This window comes from Streptomyces sp. RPA4-2 (assembly GCF_012273515.2).
GTDB lineage: Bacteria > Actinomycetota > Actinomycetes > Streptomycetales > Streptomycetaceae > Streptomyces > Streptomyces kaempferi.
In genome coordinates, this window is record NZ_CP050975.2 from 1,211,194 (window position 1) to 1,232,362 (window position 21,169).

Here is a 21,169-nt window from a genome sequence, read left to right on the forward strand (position 1 = left end):
CCAGACGAAATGAGGAGTACGCGATGTCACGGGCACGTCACGCAGATCTCCTCCATCGGCGGACGCGTGGGCGGCACGCCCGGTCTGAGCGCCTACCGGGCCGCCAAGTTCGCCGTGGAGGGCGCCCGACTACGAGCCGACGGTGGGCGCGTGGCCGGCCCTGTTCCCGCGGTACGCCGGGAACGAGCCCGGTGACCCGGACCGTATGGCCCGCGCGATCATCGGCGCCGTGGACGCCGAGGAGCCCCCGCGCCGGCTCCTGCTCAGCGGCGACGCGCCGGGGATCGCCATCAGCTCGGAGGAAGGCCGCCTCGCCGAGGCGAGGAAGTGGGCCGAGGTCAGCCGCTCCACCGACTACCCCACGGACCCGGCCACCGCCTGACACCCTCCCCTATCGCTCGAAGGAAACGAAAAGACATGACTGTTCGCGACAAGCTGTACATCGGCGGCTCCTGGGTCGACCCCAGCGACCCGGACCTGCGACTCGACATCCTCTCGCCGCACGACCAGTCCGTGCTGGGCACCGTGGCACAGGCCGCGCCCGCCGACGTGGACGCGGCCGTCGCCGCGGCCCGCGAGGCCTTCGACCACGGTCCCTGGCCACGCACCACCCCCACGGAGCGCCAGGAGATCATCCGCCGCTACGACGCCCTGCGCGCGGCGCGCGCCGACGAGGTCGCCGAGGCCATCTCCGTCGAGAACGGCTCGGCCGGCTGGTTCACCAGGGCCGGCCAGCCGTTCCTGACCCGGCAGGTCCACGCGTACCTCAAGGCGGCCCAGGAGTTCGGGTGGGAGGAGGTGGTCGAGCCCTCGGACGCGTCGGTGGCCTTCGACACCATCGTGCGGCGGGAGGCGATCGGGGTGGTCGCCGCCGTCATCCCGTGGAACTCGCCCTTCTCGGCTGCCACCGCCAAGCTGGTTCCGGCCCTGCTGGCCGGCAACACCGTCGTCCTCAAGGTCTCCCCGGAGAACTCCCTGAGCATGATGCTGCTGGCGGACCTCTGGCACCAATCCGGGCTCCCCGAGGGCGTCCTCAGTGTCCTTCCGGCGGACCGGGAGACCAGTGAGCACCTCGTCTCCCACCCCGGCGTGGACAAGATCTCCTTCACCGGTTCGACGCGGGCCGGCCGGCGTATCGCCTCGATAGCCGGTGAGCACCTCAAGCGGGTCGGTCTGGAGCTGGGCGGCAAGTCCGCGGCACTGATCATGGAGGACGCGGACCTGGACGCCGCGGTGCGGGGCCTGCGTTTCGGTTCGTTCGGCAACAACGGCGAGGCCTGCATTCTGCAGACCCGTGTCCTCGCCCCCCGCAGCCGGTACGAGGAGGTCGTCGCCGCGCTCAAGCAGATGGTCGAGTCCTTGAAGGTCGGTGACCCGTCCGCCCCGGACACGTTCATCGGTCCGATGATCCGCCGTGACCAGCAGCAGCGCGTGATCGACTACATCACCGTCGGCGTCGAGGAGGGCGCCCGCCTGGTCACCGGCGGCCCGCGGGTCCCCGAGGGCCTGGAGAAGGGCAACTACGTCACCCCGACCGTCTTCGCCGACGTCGACAACTCCATGCGCATCGCCCAGGAGGAGATCTTCGGCCCGGTCCTGGCGGTCATCGCCTACGACGACGAGGACGACGCCGTACGGATCGCGAACGACTCCGAGTACGGCCTGTCCGGCGGCGTCTGGAGCGCGGACCCCGAACGGGCCCTGGCCGTCGCGCGCCGGCTGCGCACCGGCACGGTCACCGTGAACGGCTCGCCGATGAGCTTCGACGGGCCGTTCGGCGGCTACAAGGCGAGCGGTGTCGGCCGCGAGTACGGCAAGGTCGGCCTCACCGGCTACGTCGAGCACAAGACCATCACCCGCGACCGGTAAGTCCCCGCCGGCCGGGCGCGGCCGCGCGCCGGCCGTTCAAGTACGCGCGTCGCCTCGGGTGCCGACACCCCGAACGGACGACCGGCGCGGAGCGGTGCGCGACGTCCCGGGCGCACCGCGAAGACCTCGGCCCAGGAGCCCCCGTCCTCCGCGTCCTCCCGGTGCGGCGGCCCGTGCGAGGTGCTGGAGGAACGCCTCCGTCAGCACGGGGGCCGGATCTCCGGCTGGGACGCGGGCCTGATCCGGCGGACACGGGATCTGTCGGAGCAGGCCCCCGGCGCAGTGTAGTTCGTGCCGTCGCCGGTCCGACGCGCGAGCGTGCGACCGACGACGCAGAGGAAGGGGACGGAGAGCGGAACGGGTCAGGTGCGGGGCGGTTTCCGGGTACTCGAACCGCTCTTGCTTTCAACGCGCCCTGGAGGAGCGGGTTCTGACCGCTGCCGATGGCGGGACGTGCGCTGGCGAGGTGGCCGGGTCAGGGTGATCTGGCGGACCAGTTGTTGGAAGCAGGTCAGGGACGCTAGGGCCGGTACGACCGCCGCGGCCACACCCGTGATGGTCTTGTGGGCGTCGGCCACGCAGAACATCACGGCGACAAAGGAGAACAGCAGAACGACGTACCACGAGTGCACGGCACGGCGTTGGTGCAGGGCGGCTCGCAGGACGGAGAGCGACGCCACCATCCAGGGGCCGTAGACGAGAAGCGGCCACCAGGGTCCCGAGCCGCTCTGCGTGCTGGACGCGATGTGCCGCAGAGGCGAGTAGGCCACCATGCCGCCGAAGACACTCACCATCGACACGATGACGGCGGCGACCGCGGCGATCACGAAGCTGACGGTCTGCAGCCAGGTGAAGCGGGGTTTGCGGACTCGCACCTTCCGATGCCCGGTCGAGGAGCGTCGGATGGGCGGCAACTCGGCAGTGATCTGAACCAGGTTGTCCATCGGTTCACTGATGAATTCGTCGCCGTACGACGGCTCGCCGCGGGGTGGCGGCACGGTGGCCTCCTGCTCCGCCGCCGCGGCGTCCTGCAGGAGGTAGGTGAGCTCCTCGACCGGGTCCCAGCCCTGTTCGTAGAGGGCGTCGGCGGGACCGCCGTGCCGGCCGGTACCCGTCCCACCGGGGTACACGGGAGGTTGTTCATATCGAGCGAAGGAGAGGTCCGGATAGTCGTCATTCACAGAAAATTCCGCCCCGTCGGATCAGGGCCGGGTGACAGCCGGAACGTCCCCATCGAGCGAGGGGTGCGCGGCAGCGGGCGTGCGGGTGTGTCGCTGGAACTCCGCGGCTCGGGCCGCGGACAGGCGCTCCGCCGCCGCTCCGGGGAACGACGGGGCCAAAAGACTTGCTTGGGTCATATTCCATTAACGCTGGTCAGCCCCCGCAGATGTGTGGCAAACGAGTGAGCGCAAGCTTGCGGAAAAATTCACGAAAGCGTCTTTATCGAGCCGGAGCCGATGGTTCTCCCGAGCGCTTCCGACAGGAGTCCGGGAGGGCCCCGTGACCCAGCACCCGCTGGGCCTCCGAGATGCGCCGCGCGCCCCGCGCGGTGACACTTTTCTGGTGGCCTCGCACGCCGCACAGGGCCTCGGGGCGTCGCGGCCGGTCTCGTAGCCGTCCCGTCCTGCCTGGAGATTTTCGTGAGCCAGCTCTCCCAGCCCCTGACCCTGCGTGGTGTGACGATCCCCAACCGGGTCTGGATGTCGCCGATGATGCAGTACTCCGCCCCTGCCCAGGGACCGGAGACCGGCACACCGACCGACTGGCATCTCCAGCATCTGGTCTCGCGCGCGGTGGGCGGCGCCGGTCTGGTCATGGTGGAGGCCACCTCCGTCAGCGCGGAGGGCCGCAGCAGCGCCTACGACCTCGGGCTGTGGAACGACCGGCAACCACCGGCCTTCGCCCGCCTCGTCCAGGCGCTGAGCGATTCCGGTGCGGTACCGGCGATCCAGCTCAACCACCCCGGCCGCAAGGCGGGCATCGGACGCCCGTGGTCCGACGCCCACCCCCCACGTCCCGGACTGCGGCGCGTGGGTCCCAGTCCGATCGCGTTCGGAACGGTCCCCGCGCCCCACGAACTCACCACCCACGCCATCACCACGGTCATCGACGAGTTCGCCCAGGCCGCCCGGCGCGCGCACCTCGCCGGGTTCCGCGCCCTGGAGATCCACGGCGCGCACGGCTACCTCGTCCACTCCTTCCTCTCCCCCCAGACCAACCACCGCACCGACGCCTACGGCGGCGGTCCGGAACGGCGCATGCGGTTCGCGCTGGAGGTGGTGGACGCCGTCCGTGCCCAATGGCCGCGGGAACTCCCGCTGTTCTTCCGCACCTCGGCGACCGACTGGCTCGCGGGCCACGGCACCGAGACCCGGCCCGGCTGGACCGTCGACGACACCACGCGCCTCGCCCGGGAACTCATGGCCCACGGAGTGGATCTGCTGGACGTCTCCACCGGCGGCATCGTGCCCGACGCCACCATCCCCGTCAGCCCCGGCTACCAGGTGACCTTCTCGGCGCAGGTGCGCGCACGGACCGGCATCCCCACCGCCGCCGTAGGACTCATCACCGAACCCGAACAGGCCGAGAAGATCATCGATCTGGGTGAGGCCGACGCCGTCTTCCTCGGCCGCGAACTGCTGCGCGACCCGTACTGGCCCCGGCACGCCGCCCACTCCCTGGGCGCCGCGCTGCCCGCGCCACCGCAGTACGCCCGTGCGTTCACCGGCCGTTGACGCACCCCGCCCGGCGGGCGTCTTGCACCGAACCGCCCGTGACCGGACCGAACCGCCCGTGATCTGCCAGGTCCTGCCAGGAGGCGATGGTCCGGGCGCCGCCCCGCTCATGTGCACCGACGGTGTCCGGGTCCGCACGCATCCGGGCCAAAAGTGGCGGGGCGCGACGCGCGGGCGTCGAATGGAGGGGGTGGGGGCGGAACCGTGGAGGTGCCGTGGGTGTGACGCCGCTGACGGAGATTCTCTCCGGGCCATTCGACGAGCGCTACGGCGTACCCGCCATCAACGTTTTCAACGACCTCACGTTGGAGGCCGTGCTGGCGGCTGCCGTGGAGAACGCGTCGCCGCTGATCGTCCAGACGTCCGTGAAGACGGTCAAGTCCATGGGCAGCGATGTGCTGTACGCCCTGTGGACCGCGATGACCGCGGGCATCGAGGTTCCCGTCTCCCTGCACCTGGATCACTGTCCGGAACGCGAGGTCATCACCGAGTGCCTGCGGCGGGGGTGGAACTCGGTGCTCTTCGACGCCTCCAGGCTGCCGGTCGAGGAGAACATGCGGCAGACCGTCGAGGTCGTCGCGGAGGCCCGCGCGTACGGGGCCGCGGTCGAGGGCGAGATCGAATCGATCACTGGTGTCGAGGACGGCGTCGGGAGCGACACCGCCGCTCGGCAGCAGGACCTGGCGGTCGCGCTGGAGTTCCTGCGGACCACGGGGGTCGACGTCTTCGCGCCGGCGATCGGGAACGCCCACGGGTCGTACAGACAGGCGCCGGTGCTCGATGCCCAGCGCGTGTCCGATCTTGTGGCGGCCCACCCGGTTCCGATCGCGCTGCACGGCGGCAGCGGACTGTCCGACGAGCAGTTCCGTGACCTGATCTCCCGGGGGTGCGCGAAGGTCAACATCTCGACCGCGCTCAAAGAGACGTTCATGAAGTCCGGTCTGGCCTTCCTCGAAACGGCGGCCGAACGGCAGAAGTGGGATCCGCCGTCCCTCTTCCGGGCCGTCCGCCAGGATGTCATCGAGTTGACCGGTTCCCTGATGAGACTCTTCGGCAGCGCCGGGCGGGCGGGCTGAGACCATGCCCGCGCTCATCTTCGACTGCGACGGAGTCCTCGCCGACACCGAACGCCACGGACACCTGCCCGCGTTCAACGAGACCTTCGAGGAATTCGGCCTGCCCGTGCGGTGGAGCGACCAGGAGTACGCGCGGAAGGTGAAGGTCGGCGGCGGCAAGGAGCGGATGAGGACACTGCTGACACCCGACTTCGTCGCCGCCGCCGGTCTGCCTGCCGACCCGGCCGCACTCGAGGAACAGGTCCTCGGCTGGCACCGGCGCAAGACCGAGATCTACACCGGCATCATCCGCAGCGGACGCGTTCCGCCCAGGCCCGGTGTACGGCGGGTCGCCGCGGAGGCGCACGAGGCCGGGTGGACGCTCGCGGTCGCCTCCACCTCCGCGGAGGCGTCCGTCCGCAGCGTGCTCGAGCTCGCCATGGGTCCCGAACTGGGCGCTCGCTTCAGCGTGTTCGCCGGTGACGTGGTCCGGCGGAAGAAGCCCGCACCGGACATCTACGCTCTCGCCGTGCGGCGGCTCGGCCTCGAACTCGAGCCGGCCGTCGCCATCGAGGACAGCCGCAACGGGATGCTGTCCGCGCTCGGCGCCGGACTGGTCTGCGCCGTCACGACCAGCGCCTACACCGCGGAGGAGGACTTCACCGGGGCTTCCCTGGTGGTCACTTCGCTCGGCGATCCGTCGCCGGACGGGACCGTCACCCGGGTGCTGAACGATCCGCTGGGCGTCCACCCGGGGCCGTGGGTGGTGCTCGCGGACCTGGCCGCCCTGCTCACCGCCGGCGGCGACGAGGGCTCCACCCCACCGGGTCCGTCCGCGGCCGGGCCGCCCGGCGCCGCGCCGCCCGGCCCGCATCCTCGTCCGCGGTGACCGTGACGTCGCGGCAGTCAGGAGAGTCATGACATCGCCATCGACACCCGTCGGCGACCTCGCCTTCGTCGTCCGGACCATGGCCCGGACGGCCGTCGACAACGAAAAGGCATTCGGTGACCTCGATGCCGTCGCGGGTGACGGGGACTTCGGGTACTCGCTCGCCCGCGGCTTCGAGATCGTGCTCGCCGACTGGAACGCCCTCGCGGCGGATTCGCCGGCCGAGTTCTTAAAGAAGGTCGCTCTGGTGATCTCCAGACGAGTCGGCGGCACGTCGGGGCCGCTCTGGGGCACAGCCTTTCTGAGGGCCTCAGGTGCGGTGAAGGACCGGCCGGAGCCGGCGGCCACGGACGCGGTGGCCATGCTGCGGGCCGCGGCCGAGGGGATCAAGGCGCGGGGCAGGTCCGACCTCGGCGACAAAACCCTCCTGGACGCCTTGATACCGATGACCGACGCGCTGGAACAGCGGCTGGCCGACAGCGGACCGGCGGCCGGCGCGGCGGAACTCGCCCGGCTGGCCGCCGCGACGGCCCGTACCGCGGCGGACGCGACGACGCCCATGCGGGCCCGACGCGGCCGGCAGAGCTACACCGGTGAGCGCAGTATCGGCTCGCCGGACCCGGGTGCGGTGGCGGTCGCGGTCATGGCGGAGCGCGTGGCGGCCGAGTGGGACGCACGCGACTGACGGCGGACAACGGGCCCGGCTCTCGGACGGCCCCTCCAGGATCCGGGACCGGCACCACGAAGGAGTGGCGGGATGAAGAAGTTCGTCAACGACCCGAAGGACTACGTGGCGCAGATGCTGGAGGGGCTGGCCCTGGCCAACCCCGACACACTGAAGTACGTCCCTGAGTACAACCTGATCATGCGCGCCGACGCCCCACAGGAGAACAAGGTCTCCCTCGTGCAGGGTTCCGGGTCCGGTCACGAGCCGGCGCACGTGATGTCCGTCGGCAGGGGAATGCTCGACGCGGCCTGTCCCGGCGACGTGTTCTCCGCGCCGCCGGCCGACTCCGTCTACGAGACGGTCAAGCTGGTCGCCTCCCCGAAAGGTGTGCTGCTGCTCGTCAACAACTACACCGGGGACCGGATGGCCTTCGAGATGGCCGAGGAGCTGTCCCGGGCCGACGGGGTGACCGTACGGACTCTCTTCATCGATGACGATGTGGCGGTGCAGGACTCGACGTACACCGTCGGCCGGCGTGGGGTGGCCGGCAACTTCTTCGTGATGAAGGCCGTCGGCGCGGCCGCCGAGTTGGGCGCGGACCTCGATGAGGTGCACCGGATCGGAGAGAAGGTCAACTCCGTCACCCGCTCCATGGGCATGGCGCTCACCGCCTGCACGCCGCCGGCGAAGGGCTCGCCGCTGTTCGAACTGCCCGAGGACGCGGTCGAGATGGGCGTGGGCATCCACGGCGAGCCTGGCCGCAGGCGCGAGAAACTCCAGTCCGCGGACGCGATGGTCGGCGAGCTGGTCGACGCGGTCGTCGGCGACCTGCCGTACGTCTCCGGTGACCGCGTCGCCCTGATGGTCAACGGCCTCGGCGGCACACCGATCGGCGAGCTCTACCTGGTCTACGGGCGGGCTCACAGGATGCTGGCCGGTCAGGGCATCGAGATCGGGCGCAGCTACGTGGGCGAGTACTGCACCTCGCTCGACATGGCCGGGGTCTCCGTCACCCTGGTCCGGCTGGACGACGAGATCTCCGATCTGCTCGCCGGCCCCGCCGAGATCCCGATGCGTGTGTTCTGAAGACCGACGCCCGCGTTTCCCCGCGCCGACGACCCGGTCCGCTGTTCGGCGCGGCGGTGCGCACAGGCGCCGGCTGCGGCGGCTGTGCGCACCGTGACGGTCAGGGACGGACGCCCGTCACCAGGGCGCCGGGCCGGGTGGCGGGACCACCGGGGGCCGGTCGTCGCAGGTGATGGTGTTCGGCAGTTCCCAGGACGCCATCCAGGCGCCTGTCGTGCCACCTCCGTCGTTGCCTCCGAGGTCCTGCGCCGCGAACTCGGAGCCCGTGGCCGGGAAGTTGAACGATCCGCAGTTGTTGATGCCGACCGCGCCGACGTTGCGGGCGTCCACGTTCTCGAAGGACGCCGAGCCGGCGGAGCGGGCGCTGAGTACGGACGTGCCGGTCCCATCCACGCGGATGTCCTTGAAGCGGACGCCCCGGATCGCGTACTTGTCCTTCACGGGGAAGTCGGAGACCAGCATGACCGCGTTGTAGGTGCTGTCGAGGAAGTGGTCGCCGGTGACCTCGATGTCGGCGTCGATGTCCCGCTCCAGGGCGTAGAACCAGATGGCCCCGAGCCCGATCTTCCAGTTGAGCTCGAACGGCCCCGAGCGGACCGTGGTGTTGTCCGTGATCCACAGATGTCCGGTGAACGGCTCGGCTCCGAAGCGGGAGCCGACCTGGATGGCGCTTCCCTCTCTGATCGGGTCGGCGACGAGGTTGCCGGTGACCGTGTTGTCGGTACCGCCGTAGAGCGCGATGCCGTTGGCGAGGACGGGCGTCTGCACGGTGTTGTGGGCGAAGACGTTGCGCGCGTTGCCGGTCTTCTCCGACCACATGGCCAGGCCGTCGTCACCGCTGTTGCGGACGAAGGTGTCCGAGACGGTGGAATCGGTCACGCCGGTGTGGAAGTTGAGGCCGTCGGCGATCTGGTCGGCGATCACGTTGCGCGTGATGCGCAGGCGCTTCATGGGGCCGTCGAACCACATGCCGACCTTGGTGTGGTGCAGGTAGAGGCCGTCGATCGTCGAGTCGCTGAGCGCGCCGCCGATGGCGTTGACCTGATCGGTGTCGACGCGTTCACGGACATCGCCCTCGATCGCGAAGCCGGACAGGTGGACGTGGTGACTGCCGCCGTCCGCCGCGTCCTTGCCGTAGAAGCCGACCCCGGTGTGGACCGAGCCGTCGGGGGCCGGCGTGTCCAGGGTGACCTGGTGACCCTTGACGATCGTGTACCAGCTGCCCGCTCCGACGATCGTCACGTCGTCCACGACGATGTGCCGGTTCACCTGGTACGTGCCCGGGGGCAGGTAGACGTCGAGGTGACGCTTCTTGGCGTACGCGATGGCACGGTCGATCGCGGCGCCCGCATCACGCCGGCCGGTGGGGTCGGCGCCGAACGCGAGAACGTTCGCCGCACGTGCCTCGATGTGCGGCGCGGACACGAGTTGCGTGTCGAGCACGTCGATCACGGTCCAGGCCGCGGCACTTCCCCTGGGCGCCGTGAGGCGGACGGTGTCGCCCGCCCCGTACCGCTTGCCGAGCAGCAGGCGTTGCTCGTCGTAGAAGTGGCTGGGCCTGAACGGCTTGTCGATGGTGGGCGTCGGAGTGGTGGCGGCGGGGACGCATCCGCACTCGGTGATCCACCAGTCCGGGTGCAGCAGGTCGGCCTGGGGGTCGTTGGTGAACGGGTACTGGTTGTAGAGCCAGGAGTACTGCGAGGTGAGCGTCATCGTGGCGCGGTGTCTGCCGTCGACCGAGACGTCGAGCGGCGCGGTGGTGCCGCCGCCTTCGGGCGCGTCGGGGATGCTGTAGCGCACGGTGAGGGCGTTGGCGGCGCGCGGCAGCGTGAACTCGACGTACTGGCCCGGCTTCAGGCGTACCGCGGTCCGGCCGGAGGCCTCGGAGGGCAGTGTGTAGGCGGTGCGGTCGGGACCTATCACGGTGCCGTTGGTCGACGCGTTCTCCGCCTCCTGCTCGGCGAAGTCCACTGCGGCGCCGCGCCCCGCGACCAGGGCGGGATCGAGCGCGGCGCGGGTCACCACCGGGGTGCCCACGCCGGTGCCGTGACCAGGGGCCGCCGGGGCTGCCAGAGCCGGAGCGCCGAGCGTGAGGACGAGTCCGGCGACCGCCGTCGTCACCGCCGTGGCGATCCTGGCCGGTCTCCGGGCGCGGCTGCGGACCCGTTCCGCCGCCGCGCGCGTGCTGTACCGCGACATCAGTTTCTCGTTTCTCTCGGACCGGACGAACGAGGACGGGCGGGGGGCGGACGAGGGCGGACAGGGGATGAGCACCGGCGAGTCGAACAGGGCCGGGCGAGCGGAGCATGCGACAACGCCGGGACCGCTCCGCGTGCGGACGTGTGGAGGGGCAGGCCGTGCCGGTGCGGTGACAGTAGGGCGTCTCCGGGCACCCTTACAAGACGGCGGACACGTCTTTCCAACTTCCAGTAAGAATCCTGCGTTGATTCATCGATTTCTTGCACCGAGCGTGGTGGTCGCGGAAGAGATCGCCCAGTCGGCGGCTCAGCGCTGCTGCACGCACAGGAGGTTCTCCCACCGCCCGGCGGCGATGTCCTCGCGGGTGCCCACCATCAGGTTCCCGGCCTCGAACGCCTCCGCCGCGGGAGAGCTGTACCAGTCGTGGTCGATGGTCAGCCCGGTGAGGGTGCGCTCGTCGATGAATGCCATGCCGGTGATCGTGCCAGGAGCCGCCGACAACGGACCGGGGGGTCCTCGGGAGAGGACCACCCGGAGATCCGAAGTGGCGGGTTCGTGCTCGATGCCTTCCTCGTGAGGGGAGTTCAGGCGTGGGCGTTGCGCGACGCGGCGTGGTGGGCCGGCCGGCCCGTCCTGGGAGGCTCAAGACGTCGCAGGGACAGGGTGGCGGTGAGGAGGAGGCCGGTGAACACCGCGAGGAGAAGAGCGGAGACCCACATCTGCCGGCTTCCGGGCGACTGCCAGGCCGTCCAGACCGTGGATGCGCTCCACAGCAGGATGCCCACCACGTAGAAGGCGCGGACGCGGTGCAGTTGCCGCACGGCCCGCAGGAACATGACGCGTTCGGTCTTCGGTGCCATGGCGGGCCGTGTACCCCGATTCGCCGGCACCACCGACCGGGACGGACTTTCCGCGCCCGACGGCCGCCACGACCCCGGGGGCCCTCGTGCGCACCTGTCCGGTTGTCCGAAAATCGTGGGCAGACCCTCCCGACCAGGGGCAACCTGGGAGAAAGAGTGATCATCTCTGAAGAGTGACAGCGGTGTGCAATACGGCGATCCGTACGCACGAGGTCGCACGTAACCGAGAAGTGGCCGTCCGCCCCAGGCCGAGGAGACAGAGTATGAGCGCACGGGCAACCGAGGAACTGACCTTTCGGGTGCTGGGGACGGTGCGGGCTTTCCGCGGCGAGGCCGAGATCGCGGTCGGCCCACCGCAACAGGCGGCCGTACTCTCGGTCCTGCTGCTGCGCGCCGGGCACGCGGTGTCCTTCGACGATCTCGTCGACGCCCTCTGGGAGAACACTCTCCCCAAGTCCGCGGCGACGACGGTCCGCACCTACGTCTGGCGGCTGCGCCGGCTGCTGGAGACGGACCCTTCGGCCCCGGACATCCTGCTGTCGGCCGCGGACGGGTACCGCCTCGCCGTGGCCGGCGGCGCGGTGGACGCCTGGCACGCCGAGTCGCTGGCGCAGCAGACCGCCCGGCTCAAGGCCGAGGGCCGTACGAAGGAGGCCGAGGAGACGGCCGGCCGGGCTCTCGCCCTGTGGCAGGGCGAGTCGCTGGCGGGCGTCCCCGGTCCCTTCGCGGCGCGCCGACGCGACGGTCTGGAAGAACTCAAGGTCTCCCTCCAGGTCGAGCGCCTGGATCTGGCCATCCGGCTGGGCCGCTTCCAGTCCGCTCTGCCGGGGCTGGCCGAACTCACCGCCGACCACCCCCTGCGCGAGCGGCCGCACGCGCTGCTGATGCGCGCTCTGTACGCGACGGGACGGCAGTCGGAAGCGCTCGCCGTCCACGACCGCGTGCGCTGTCGTCTCGCCGAGGAACTCGGCGTCGACCCCGGGCGGGAACTCGCCGAGGAATACACGCGCATCCTCCACGGCACCGCCGTACTCGATGAGCCGTCACCGTCCCGTGCGCCTCGGACTCGTACCGATCAGGCCGCCGAACTCACCGGTCCGCCGGGCGCCGAGGAGAGCCTTCACGCCGCGAGCCGTCGCACCGTGGGGGGTGCGCGGACCCCGGAGGCGGACCGGGGCCCGGAAGCGGACCGAGCCTCAGATCGAGCGGAGGCTTCGGCGGACGGGGCGGCCGGGGACCGCTCACGTCCGGCCTTTCTGCCCGCCCCGGCTCAACTCCCCGCCGACACACCGGTCTTCATCGGTCGCGAGGTGATCGCGCAGCGCTTGCACGACCTGCTCACCGCCTCGGATCCACGCGCGTTGACCACGGTCGCCGTGACCGGCATGGGGGGCGTCGGCAAGACCACCTTTGCCCTGCATGTGGCCCACCGCGCGCGGCACCGTTATCCGGACGGCCAGCTCTACGCCGATCTGGACGGCAGCAGCGTGGCGCCGGCCGACCCGTTCGGTGTCCTGGGGAGTTTCCTCACCGCGCTGGGCGTGCCGGCCGATGAGCTGCCCGGGGAACTGGAGGACCGCGGAGCGCTGTTCAGGTCCTTGCTGGACCGCCGTCGGGTCCTGGTCGTCCTGGACGACGCGCGTGACGCGGTACAGCTGCGTCCTCTCATGCCCGGCAGCGCCGGCTGCGCGGTGATCGCCACCAGCCAGCCGCGCATGGCGGGTCTGGACGCCACCGTGCACATCGGTCTGGACGTCTTCACCCCCGAAGAGGCGCTGGCCCTGCTGGGGGAAGTGGTCGGCACCGCGCGCCTCGCCGCCGAGCCCGACGCCGCGCGAGCGCTGGTCGCCGCGTGCGGTCAACTCCCCCTGGCCATACGGATCGTGGCGGCGCGACTGGCCGCGCGTCCGGGATGGACGATCATCTCCCTGGTCGACAAGCTCGCCGACGAACGCGGCCGGATCACCCGTCTGCGGTTCGGCGACATCGCCATCGACGCGGCCTTCGAGCTGGGCTACCGGCAGCTGACCGCCTTTCAGGCCCGCGCCTTCAGGCTGCTGGCGCCGGCCGCGGAGCCCGACCTCGGGCTGCCCGCCGTGGCGGCGGTTCTCGAACTCGACCTGGACGACGCCGAAGACGTGATGGAGTCCCTGGTCGACGCCTCCATGGTGGAGTCACCCGCGCCGGGCCGCTACCGGTACCACGACCTGCTCAGGGCGTTCGCCCGCAACCTCCCGGCACCGCCGGACGCGGAACCGGCCGGCGCGGCGGTCCGGCGGCTGCTCGACTTCCTGCTGGCGAGCGCCTGCAAGGCATTTCGCCATGTCGTGCCGGGCGACCCCGTGACCGACTGCCTCGGGCCGCTTCGTTCCCCGGGCCTGGACTTCACCGACGCGTCCGCGGCCCGCGCCTGGGTCGCCGAGGAGGCCGACGGCATTCTGGCGGCCCTGCGGCAGGCGGTGGACGACCCCACCGCGCTGCCGGTGGCCACGGACCTGCTGATCACCCTCTCCGCCTTCGGCCAGGAGGTGGCACTGTCCAGGCTGACGACGGCCGCCGACGCGTTGGCCTCCGCCGCCGAGGCGCACGCGGACCGGCGGGCGCTGGGGAAGACCCGGTGGCTCAGTGGCTCTCTCGCCCTGCGTGCCGGTGATCCGGCCCGCGCGGAGCGGCTCGCCACGCAGGCGGTGACGGCCTGCCGTGACACCGGGGACCAGGTGATCCTCAGGCAGGCGCTCAACGACCTCGGGCTGGCGGCACAGTTCCTCGGCCGGTACGAGGACGCGCTCGTCCATTTCGACGCCGCCCTGGTCCTGGCCGAGAAACTCGGGCACCGTTCCGGCAAGGTGGCCACCACGCTCAACGCGGCGCTCACCCTCATCCGGGGCGGCCGCGCCGCCGACGCGGTCGCGCCGTGCGAGAAGGCGCTCTCCGACCTGCGGTCCTCGGGCGACGACGCCGGGATGACCGCGTACGCGCTCTACGTGCTGGGGCTGGCCCTGCACGGTCAGCGGCGTTGGGAGGAGGCGGCCGGGCGACTCAGGGAGTGCCTGCGCCTGTGCCGGACGGCGGGCATTCGGGACCGTGCGGCACAGGCCGGATACCGGCTCGCGGAGACGCTGAGCCACACAGGCGACCTGAACGGCGCCGTCCGGTACGCGGAGGAGGCGCTCACGCTGCTGGAGGAGAGCGGCGGGGACCGCGATCTGGCCACGGCCCGGCTGGTCCTCGGCCGCGTCCTGGCGGAGCGCGGAGAACCGGACCGGGCGCGGGCACAACTCGAGGAGGCGTACGAGACGTTCTCCCGTCTCGGGCTGCCCGAGGCCCGGCAGGCCGCCGACGCCCTCGCGGGGGCCGCCACCGCGTCGGCCCCTCACGCCGACCGCCCCTGAGGGGCCGCGGCCGGCCGTCGCCTCACCCGGTGCGGCCGGCCGGCCCGGCCCCATCGCGGTCCTCTACACACCTGGTACCGCACCAGGCGGCGTTCGCCCCGCCGGGTGAACGCCGCCTGCCGCGGCCCTAGCTGGTGGGCTTGCAGATCTCGCAGCTCGAACCGGTGTTGTTCCAGGCGACGACGTGACGGCCGGATGGTGCCCCGTCGTGCGCTCCGGCTCGTTCGGCGACGCCGATCATTCCGGTCAGAACGGCGACGAGGCCGAGGGTGACGGCGGAACGCCACCGGATCGGCTGAGGGGTCTTGCCACGGATCATCACGCGTATCTCTCGTTTCGTGCGGTTGGGCCGCTTCGTACCTGCGTGCGGTGATGCTGGCACGCCCACGTCAACAACCGGTCAACGAACGATCGGAGCCCGCCACCGAACCGCCGTAGACGCTCCGTTGACACGTGCTGCCTAGCGTTCTCAGCGGTCGGGCCGTCCGGCCTCGCACCACAGCCAAGAGATCGAAGGAGAACGACATGACTCGCAACCACGCCACCGGCCTGCGTCCCCGCCTGGACAAGGTGAAGGTCAAGGCCGCCAAGGCCTGAGTCACCGCATGGTCCGCGGCTGCCGGGGAGTTCGTCTCCCCGGCAGCCGCCGGCCGCCCCGCTGTCCCCGGTTCATCCGCACATCGCGACGTTCCCCGCCGCGTACGGCCCTGCGAGAGTGACCCTTGACCGACTACGACCTCACCGCCCGCCTTCCGGGGCCGGCGGGCACCTCCGTCCCCCTGCTCGCCGTCGTCGACGAGCGGCTGAAGACCACCAGCATCTGCTTCGCGCTCGCCCACGGTTCGCGCGACGATCCGGAGGGCCGCGGCGGCATCGCCCACCTGCTGGAGCACCTGGTGATGTCCTGCCCTCTCGGCGGCGAAGGGCCGGCCGTGTCATTCAGCGAGTACGTGGAACGACGCGGCGGTCAGGCCAATGCCCTGACCGGCCTTGAAGTGATGCTGTACTACGCACAGATGCACGCCGACGACGCCGAGGACGTGGCCGCCGCACTGCTGCGCGCCGTGTTCGAACCGGTGCTCGACAGCCACACGCTGGACCGGGAGCGTGCCGTCGTCCTCCAGGAGCTGGCCGCCGCGGCGGCCGACCCCTCGGACGTCGTCCAGGACGCGGTCCTCGCCGGGCTGTTCCCCGGACACCCGTTGGGCCGGCCGGTCGGCGGGGAACCCGGTCAGCTGGCCGCCGTGACCGCGCAGGAGCTGACGGCCGTCCATCGCGACCGGTTCGTCCGGGCCCCCGGTGCGCTGGTCGTCGTGGGCCCGAGGGTCCCCCGGGTGCTGGCCGAGGCCGCCGTCCACGAGGCCGGGCAGCCGACGGACCCGCTGCCCCGGGTACCGCCGGCAGCCAAGGGTGCGGAAGATCCGCTGCCGGACCCCGGGGAAGCGAACTTCACCTGGCTCTGCTTCGGCGCGCGTTCCCCGAGGGCGGACGTCGCCGGACGGAGCGCGTACGGCGTCCTCGCCCACCTCCTGGGCTCCAGCCCCTCCTCCCTGCTCTACCGCACGCTGCGCAGCGAGCACGGCCTGTCCTACTCGTTCCACGCCTGGGACCGCGGCTACCGCGAATCGGGCGCCTGGCGACTGCTCATCGGCACCGAGGCGTCCGCGGCCGGCCGAGTCCGTACCCTCGTGGACGAACTGCTGACCGGCGTGGCCGGACAGGGGCCCGCTCCCGACGACTTCGACGCGGCCCTGCGGCAGGCGGAGATGAGCCTGGTCCTGGAGTCCGAGACACCGCTGGAGTACGCCAAACTCATCGCCGAACGCACCTGCTCCACCGGACGGGTCTGGTCCCTCGAGGACGAGATCGCCGAGTTGCGCCGGGTGGGCGTCGACGACGTGCGGCGGGCCGCCGCGCACGTCCGCCGGGAACTGCTCCTGACCGTCCGCTCGGTGGCCTCCTGATGTACGCCGCCGAGAGCTATCTGAAGTCCGCGCGGGACGCGGAGCTGGTGCGCACGGTGTCCGGCCTGCCCTGTGTGGCGGGCGTCTCCACCGACCCCTTGTCCGACGAGCGGCGCCTGCTGGTGGAGTACGCCGACCCGGAGCTGCTGTCGGACGACGAGGCCTCGCGGACCCTGTGGCGGACGCTGCTCGCCGACCATCCCGAGGTGTCCGCCCTCGTCGTGCGCGCCGGTGCCGCCGTCCTCCTGCCGGAGCCGTGGCACCGCGACCTCACCTACGTACGGCTGGCCGAGGACGCGACGGTGCCGGCCGCTCCCGACGGACCCCGGGTCACCCCGGCGCAGGAGGAACACCGGCCGCTGCTGACCGACTGGCTCGTCCGCGCCATCCTGCACGCCGCGCGTGAACAGGACCGGCCGGCCGGCCTCGACGCCGCGAGGGCCGAGGCCGACGCTCTGCTCGACACCCCGTCCCGGCAGTCGCTGCTGGTGTGGGAGCACGACGTCCCGGTGGGCCACGCGACCGTCGTCGGCCAGGCCTGGGACGAGATCACCGCCGAGACCCATGTGGAGCTGGTGGACGTCCTCGTCGAACCCGGCGCCGACGGTCCGGCGGCCCGCGGAGCCCTGGTCGCCGCCGTCGCGGACCTCGCCCGGACAGCGCGGCTCCCGTTGACCGGTCATGTCGTCCACGGCCTCGACGGCGACGGCGACCGGGTCACGACAGCCCTGTGCGCACGGGGCTGGGCAGTGCACCACCGCTACTGGACGACCCGTGCCGGGGAACTGGCCGCGACCGTGAAGGGGGACCGGCGACCATGACCGTCGCGCCACTCGACCTGAATCTGCTGCACCGGCTGCTCGACGTCCCCGGGCACGAGGAGGCGTACCGTCTGGTACGCCGCGCCCAGCAGACCTCCGGCACGCTCGCCCAGCTGGTCGTCTCGCTGGCCGTCGGTGAAGGCACCGAGGCCGGCACCGGCAGCAGGGACTTGCTGGAACGGGCCCGCTCCCGCGCGGCCCGGTATGCCGAGCTGCGGGCAGCGCTCGCGCACTGCCCGGGAATACGGACCGTCAAAGGCCCCTCCCTCGCCGGCCACTATCCGACCGGCGTCCGGCGCCCGGTGGGCGACCTCGACCTCGTCGCACCCGACGAGGAACAGCTGTGGCGCGCCGCCGTCACGCTGTGCTCGCTGGGCGGCGTTCCCGCGGAACTGTCGCTGTTCGTCGCCGCCGGGCGCCCGCACGTCATGCTCGCCGTCCTCTGGCCCTCCCCCGACCCTCTGATGGAGGAGGAGATTCGGGTGGAGCTTTGCACGGCGGCGTTCTCCGGGGACTTCGCCGCCGTACCCGTACGGCCGGAGCTGCCTGCCCGACAAGTCCTGGCGGATCTGCTGTCGGTGGCCGAGGAGCGGTTCCAGCGCGCGTTCCACGCCAAGGACGCCGTCGATCTGCTGATGCTGCTCGACAGCGGGGCGCTGCGGCCGACGGTGGTGGCCGAAGCCGCCGACACCTATCGGCTGGCACCCGAACTCGTCGAGCTGCTGGACCTGTTGAGCACGGCCGTCGACCACCCGGGGGCCGAGCCGCTGCGACAGGCCCTGACCGTCCCGGCGGCCACGGAGACCGCCCGCCGTGCCGCCGTACCCCGGCCGCCGCACGAGCCGGGCCGCTCGGTGGACGCTCGGCTGGAGGCGGGTCAGCCGGTCTGGGGCATGCCGTTGACCCGCGTTGCACGGCCTGGGGAGAAATGCGTGCTCGACCACCGGGACCACCTGACGCTGGCCCGCACTCCGGTCGGTGACTTCCTGCTGGTGGCCGGCGAACTGGTCGACCCCGACCTGTACGCCACGGCCCTTGCCGCCGCCACGGACCAGGAGGCCGGAGCATGACGACGTCGGACGACCACGCGGTCGAAGTCCGCGCGCTCACCCGGGAGTTCGGCTCCCGTCGTCGGCCCGACGCCGTCGTCACCGCGCTGCGCGGCATCGACCTGACCGTCCGCACCGGCGAGGTGCACGGCCTGCTCGGACCGAACGGCGCAGGCAAGACGACCCTGTGCAAGATCCTCACGACCGTGCTGCTGCCCAGTTCGGGGACGGCCCGGGTGTGCGGCCACGACATCGCCGCCTCGCCACGGGCGGTCAAACCCCTGATCGGCATCGTCTTCGGCGGCGACCGGGGCCTGTACGGCCGGATCACTCCCCGCCAGAACCTCGGTCTGTGGGGTGCCCTCTACGGTCTGCACGGCCGCGAACTCCGGCGGCGTACGGACGCGTTGCTCGACCGGGTCGGCCTGAGCGAGCGGGCGGACGACCGGGTGGACGGCTTCTCCCGGGGCATGAAACAGCGCCTGCACCTCGCCCGCGGCCTGGTCAGCGACCCCCAGGTCCTCATCCTCGACGAACCCACCACCGGTATGGACCCGCTGGCCGCCTACGACTTCCGCACGCTGGTGCGGGAGTTGCGCGCGGAGGGCCGTACGGTCCTCATCACCACGCACGACATGGCGGAAGCCGAGGCGGTGTGCGACCGGGTCACGCTCATCGACCAGGGCCGGGTCCTGGCGACCGACCGGCCCGAGGTACTGGCCCGCCGGATGTCGGCCTACGAACGCGTGAAGGCCGCCGCCGTGTCCGCCGCCGTCGCCGAGGACCTGCGCGGCCTGCCCGGCGTCTTCTCGCTCGACCGGACGCCCGACGGACGGGTCAGCGTCGAGATCTCCGCCGCCGACACCACCGGCGAGGTACTGCGCAGACTGGTCGCGTCGGGAGTCACCTCGCTGGCCACCGTCCGACCCGGACTGGCCGAGGTCTACCGGCATCTGGTGCAGGACCGCGGAATGCGGGTGACCAGATGAGCCCGACCCTGTTCTGGCAGGTCTTCCGCCTCCAGATCCTGATGACCCTGCGGACCCCGGACACCCTCCACGTCTTCGTGACCGCGCCGCTGTACACATGCGTCTTCCTGGCCATCACCGAGCACGCCGACCGCCGGGACCTGGCGGGCTTCGCCGTGCTGGCACCGGTGCTGATGTCGCTGTGGTCGATGGCGCTGATGGCGGGCGGCGAGCTGATCGGCCACGAGCGTGAACGGGGCACGCTGGAGGCCGTGGTGGCCACACCGGCGCGCTACTCGTCGGTGATCACGGCCCGGATCGCCGCCGTGACCGTCCTGAGCACGCTGAGTCTCGCGGAGGCCTGGCTCGTCGCCTGGGCCGGCTTCGGCGTGCTGGTGACGATCGCCCACCCCGCGCTGTTCCTCGTCGGGGTGCTGCTCACCGCGGCCGCGATGGCTGGCACCGCGAGCTGTGTGTCGGCCCTGTTCGTGCTGGCGCCCTCGGCCCGCATCCTGCAGAACACGCTCAGCTTCCCCTTCTTCCTGCTCGGTGGCGTCCTCGTGCCCGTCGACCATCTGCCGCACTGGCTGCAGCCGGCGAGCAAGGCGGTGTTCCTGTCCTGGAGCGCGGATGTGCTGCGGGCCGCCGTCAGTCCGGGTCCGGCCCACGACGCGACCGGCGGTCTGCTGGCCGTGGTGCTGCTGGGGCTGGCGGGCTACGCCGCCGGGACGCTGCTGATCGACCGAATTCTGCGCAGGGTCCGGGTCACCGGCACCCTGGCCCGGATGTGAGGCCGTATGGACATCACCGTTTCCCGCGTCATCGGAGTCGGCCGGGTGGTCCGCGCGGCCGCCGCCAACGCCCTGGCCGACTTCCGCGCGACCTACACCTGGTACAGCTGGACGTTCGGCTGGCTGGGCCGGATGCTGTGCCAGGTCACGTTCTTCGCGCTGATCGGCTCCTTCCTGGACTCCCCCGCGCAGACCCGCTATCTCGTCCTCGGCAACTCGGTGGCGACGTGTGTCATCGAGGCCATGACCGTGGTGGTGTCGACCAGTTGGGAACGCGCCCAGGGCACCCTGGCGCTGCTGGCCGCCGCCCCCAGCGAGATGGGCTGGGTCTTCCTCGGCCGCAGCCTGCAGTGGCCGGTCAGTGGCTGCGGCACCTCACTGGTCGCGCTGTTGCTGCTGGACCCGATGTTCGGAGTGCGCTTCGCCGCGGCCCAAGTGCCGCTGCTGGTGGCGCTGGTGGTGCTGACCGCGTTCGGCACGTACTGCTTCGGCCTGTTCCTCGGCGCGTTCGTGCTCGCGGCGCCGGCCGTCCGCAACATCGTGTACAACGCCGCGTTCCTGATCACCATGGCGATCGGCGGCGTGCAGGTGCCCACCGGCTTCTGGCCGTTCGGTGTGCGCCTGCTGGCCCAGACGCTCCCGGCCACCCACGGTGTGGCCGCGGTGCGCGCCCTCGCCGACGGCGCCGGACCGGCCGCCGTCGCGCGCCCGGCGGCGTTCGCCGCGGTGGCGGGCCTGCTGTGGCTGGCGGCCGCGCTGACCGCCTTCCGTCTGTCGGCGGAGCGGGCCCGGCGGCACGACGGATACGAGTTCGCCGTATGAGC

19 protein-coding genes are annotated in these 21,169 nt (G+C 71.5%); 14 read left to right on the plus strand and 5 right to left on the minus strand.

The window, feature by feature from the left end; genetic code table 11:
* Window positions 1-142 precede the first annotated feature (142 nt).
* Both HEP85_RS04915 and HEP85_RS04920 read left to right on the plus strand, forming a co-directional pair.
* Window positions 143-382, plus strand: coding sequence for a hypothetical protein (locus HEP85_RS04915; RefSeq protein ID WP_211117841.1), 240 nt, complete (start codon window positions 143-145; stop codon window positions 380-382).
* A gap of 35 nt (window positions 383-417) precedes the next feature.
* Window positions 418-1,869: an aldehyde dehydrogenase gene (locus tag HEP85_RS04920; protein WP_365219305.1), complete on the plus strand. Its 1,452-nt coding sequence runs from the start codon at window positions 418-420 to the stop codon at window positions 1,867-1,869.
* Between the two features lie 362 nt (window positions 1,870-2,231).
* Here HEP85_RS04920 and HEP85_RS04925 read toward each other — a convergent pair whose 3' ends face one another.
* Window positions 2,232-3,050 carry a DUF2637 domain-containing protein gene (locus HEP85_RS04925; protein WP_168526511.1) on the minus strand — a complete coding sequence of 273 codons (819 nt, stop codon included), beginning with the start codon at window positions 3,048-3,050 and terminating at the stop codon, window positions 2,232-2,234.
* A gap of 459 nt (window positions 3,051-3,509) precedes the next feature.
* Between HEP85_RS04925 and HEP85_RS04930 the strand changes: the two genes are divergently transcribed.
* From HEP85_RS04930 to dhaK, 5 genes are all read left to right on the plus strand, one after another.
* Window positions 3,510-4,604: an NADH:flavin oxidoreductase/NADH oxidase gene (locus tag HEP85_RS04930; protein WP_168526513.1), complete on the plus strand. Its 1,095-nt coding sequence runs from the start codon at window positions 3,510-3,512 to the stop codon at window positions 4,602-4,604.
* 221 nt (window positions 4,605-4,825) lie between these two features.
* Window positions 4,826-5,680: a class II fructose-bisphosphate aldolase gene (locus HEP85_RS04935; protein WP_211117843.1), complete on the plus strand. Its 855-nt coding sequence runs from the start codon at window positions 4,826-4,828 to the stop codon at window positions 5,678-5,680.
* Window positions 5,681-5,684: 4 nt separating this feature from the next.
* On the plus strand, window positions 5,685-6,548 hold the full coding sequence (locus HEP85_RS04940; RefSeq protein WP_168526517.1) for an HAD-IA family hydrolase: 864 nt from the start codon (window positions 5,685-5,687) through the stop codon (window positions 6,546-6,548).
* 28 nt (window positions 6,549-6,576) lie between these two features.
* Entirely contained in the window at window positions 6,577-7,233 is a 657-nt protein-coding gene (gene dhaL / locus HEP85_RS04945; RefSeq protein ID WP_168526519.1) for a dihydroxyacetone kinase subunit DhaL, read from the plus strand.
* A gap of 72 nt (window positions 7,234-7,305) precedes the next feature.
* Window positions 7,306-8,301, plus strand: coding sequence for a dihydroxyacetone kinase subunit DhaK (gene dhaK, locus HEP85_RS04950; protein WP_168526521.1), 996 nt, complete (start codon window positions 7,306-7,308; stop codon window positions 8,299-8,301).
* Window positions 8,302-8,418: 117 nt separating this feature from the next.
* On the opposite strand, the gene HEP85_RS04955 is transcribed toward dhaK, so the two are convergent.
* From HEP85_RS04955 to HEP85_RS04965, 3 genes are all read right to left on the minus strand, one after another.
* The gene (locus HEP85_RS04955) at window positions 8,419-10,500 is read right to left on the minus strand and encodes a glycosyl hydrolase family 28-related protein (protein WP_168526523.1); all 2,082 of its coding nucleotides are present in this window, start codon (window positions 10,498-10,500) and stop codon (window positions 8,419-8,421) included.
* A gap of 306 nt (window positions 10,501-10,806) precedes the next feature.
* Window positions 10,807-10,971, minus strand: a complete 165-nt coding sequence (locus HEP85_RS04960; protein ID WP_168526525.1) for a hypothetical protein — start codon at window positions 10,969-10,971, stop codon at window positions 10,807-10,809.
* Between the two features lie 113 nt (window positions 10,972-11,084).
* Window positions 11,085-11,360 (minus strand): hypothetical protein, encoded by a 276-nt coding sequence (locus HEP85_RS04965; protein ID WP_168526527.1) that lies wholly within the window; start codon window positions 11,358-11,360, stop codon window positions 11,085-11,087.
* Between the two features lie 263 nt (window positions 11,361-11,623).
* Here HEP85_RS04965 and HEP85_RS04970 point away from each other — a divergent pair, with 263 nt between their 5' ends.
* Window positions 11,624-14,752 (plus strand): BTAD domain-containing putative transcriptional regulator, encoded by a 3,129-nt coding sequence (locus HEP85_RS04970; protein WP_168526529.1) that lies wholly within the window; start codon window positions 11,624-11,626, stop codon window positions 14,750-14,752.
* A gap of 127 nt (window positions 14,753-14,879) precedes the next feature.
* Here HEP85_RS04970 and HEP85_RS04975 read toward each other — a convergent pair whose 3' ends face one another.
* A complete protein-coding gene (locus tag HEP85_RS04975) occupies window positions 14,880-15,071 on the minus strand; it encodes a hypothetical protein (RefSeq protein WP_168526531.1) in 192 nt (63 codons plus the stop codon).
* 403 nt (window positions 15,072-15,474) lie between these two features.
* On the opposite strand from HEP85_RS04975, the gene HEP85_RS04980 reads away from it, so the two are divergent.
* The 6 genes from HEP85_RS04980 to HEP85_RS05005 are packed head-to-tail and all read left to right on the plus strand — an operon-like array spanning window position 15,475 to window position 21,167.
* Window positions 15,475-16,716 carry a pitrilysin family protein gene (locus HEP85_RS04980; protein WP_168526533.1) on the plus strand — a complete coding sequence of 414 codons (1,242 nt, stop codon included), beginning with the start codon at window positions 15,475-15,477 and terminating at the stop codon, window positions 16,714-16,716.
* Window positions 16,716-17,537, plus strand: coding sequence for a hypothetical protein (locus HEP85_RS04985; protein WP_369657601.1), 822 nt, complete (start codon window positions 16,716-16,718; stop codon window positions 17,535-17,537). Before HEP85_RS04980 ends, HEP85_RS04985 begins: the two co-directional genes overlap by 1 nt.
* Window positions 17,534-18,607, plus strand: a complete 1,074-nt coding sequence (locus tag HEP85_RS04990) for a hypothetical protein (protein WP_168526539.1) — start codon at window positions 17,534-17,536, stop codon at window positions 18,605-18,607. Before HEP85_RS04985 ends, HEP85_RS04990 begins: the two co-directional genes overlap by 4 nt.
* Window positions 18,604-19,575, plus strand: coding sequence for an ABC transporter ATP-binding protein (locus HEP85_RS04995; RefSeq protein ID WP_168526541.1), 972 nt, complete (start codon window positions 18,604-18,606; stop codon window positions 19,573-19,575). Before HEP85_RS04990 ends, HEP85_RS04995 begins: the two co-directional genes overlap by 4 nt.
* The gene (locus HEP85_RS05000) at window positions 19,572-20,345 is read left to right on the plus strand and encodes an ABC transporter permease (RefSeq protein ID WP_168526543.1); all 774 of its coding nucleotides are present in this window, start codon (window positions 19,572-19,574) and stop codon (window positions 20,343-20,345) included. Before HEP85_RS04995 ends, HEP85_RS05000 begins: the two co-directional genes overlap by 4 nt.
* A 6-nt stretch (window positions 20,346-20,351) precedes the next feature.
* On the plus strand, window positions 20,352-21,167 hold the full coding sequence (locus tag HEP85_RS05005; RefSeq protein ID WP_168526545.1) for an ABC transporter permease: 816 nt from the start codon (window positions 20,352-20,354) through the stop codon (window positions 21,165-21,167).
* The last annotated feature ends 2 nt before the right edge of the window (window positions 21,168-21,169 follow it).

Bases quoted from the DNA above. Each gene is read 5' to 3' on its own strand.
- HEP85_RS04920 (WP_365219305.1), top strand. From the start codon at position 418: ATGACTGTTCGCGACAAGCTGTACATCGGCGGCTCCTGGGTCGACCCC.
- HEP85_RS04940 (WP_168526517.1), top strand. From the start codon at position 5,685: ATGCCCGCGCTCATCTTCGACTGCGACGGAGTCCTCGCCGACACCGAA.
- dhaL (WP_168526519.1), top strand. From the start codon at position 6,577: ATGACATCGCCATCGACACCCGTCGGCGACCTCGCCTTCGTCGTCCGG.
- dhaK (WP_168526521.1), top strand. From the start codon at position 7,306: ATGAAGAAGTTCGTCAACGACCCGAAGGACTACGTGGCGCAGATGCTG.
- HEP85_RS04955 (WP_168526523.1), bottom strand. From the start codon at position 10,500: ATGTCGCGGTACAGCACGCGCGCGGCGGCGGAACGGGTCCGCAGCCGC.
- HEP85_RS04960 (WP_168526525.1), bottom strand. From the start codon at position 10,971: ATGGCATTCATCGACGAGCGCACCCTCACCGGGCTGACCATCGACCAC.
- HEP85_RS04965 (WP_168526527.1), bottom strand. From the start codon at position 11,360: ATGGCACCGAAGACCGAACGCGTCATGTTCCTGCGGGCCGTGCGGCAA.
- HEP85_RS04970 (WP_168526529.1), top strand. From the start codon at position 11,624: ATGAGCGCACGGGCAACCGAGGAACTGACCTTTCGGGTGCTGGGGACG.
- HEP85_RS04975 (WP_168526531.1), bottom strand. From the start codon at position 15,071: ATGATCCGTGGCAAGACCCCTCAGCCGATCCGGTGGCGTTCCGCCGTC.
- HEP85_RS04985 (WP_369657601.1), top strand. From the start codon at position 16,716: ATGTACGCCGCCGAGAGCTATCTGAAGTCCGCGCGGGACGCGGAGCTG.
- HEP85_RS04990 (WP_168526539.1), top strand. From the start codon at position 17,534: ATGACCGTCGCGCCACTCGACCTGAATCTGCTGCACCGGCTGCTCGAC.
- HEP85_RS04995 (WP_168526541.1), top strand. From the start codon at position 18,604: ATGACGACGTCGGACGACCACGCGGTCGAAGTCCGCGCGCTCACCCGG.
- HEP85_RS05000 (WP_168526543.1), top strand. From the start codon at position 19,572: ATGAGCCCGACCCTGTTCTGGCAGGTCTTCCGCCTCCAGATCCTGATG.
- HEP85_RS05005 (WP_168526545.1), top strand. From the start codon at position 20,352: ATGGACATCACCGTTTCCCGCGTCATCGGAGTCGGCCGGGTGGTCCGC.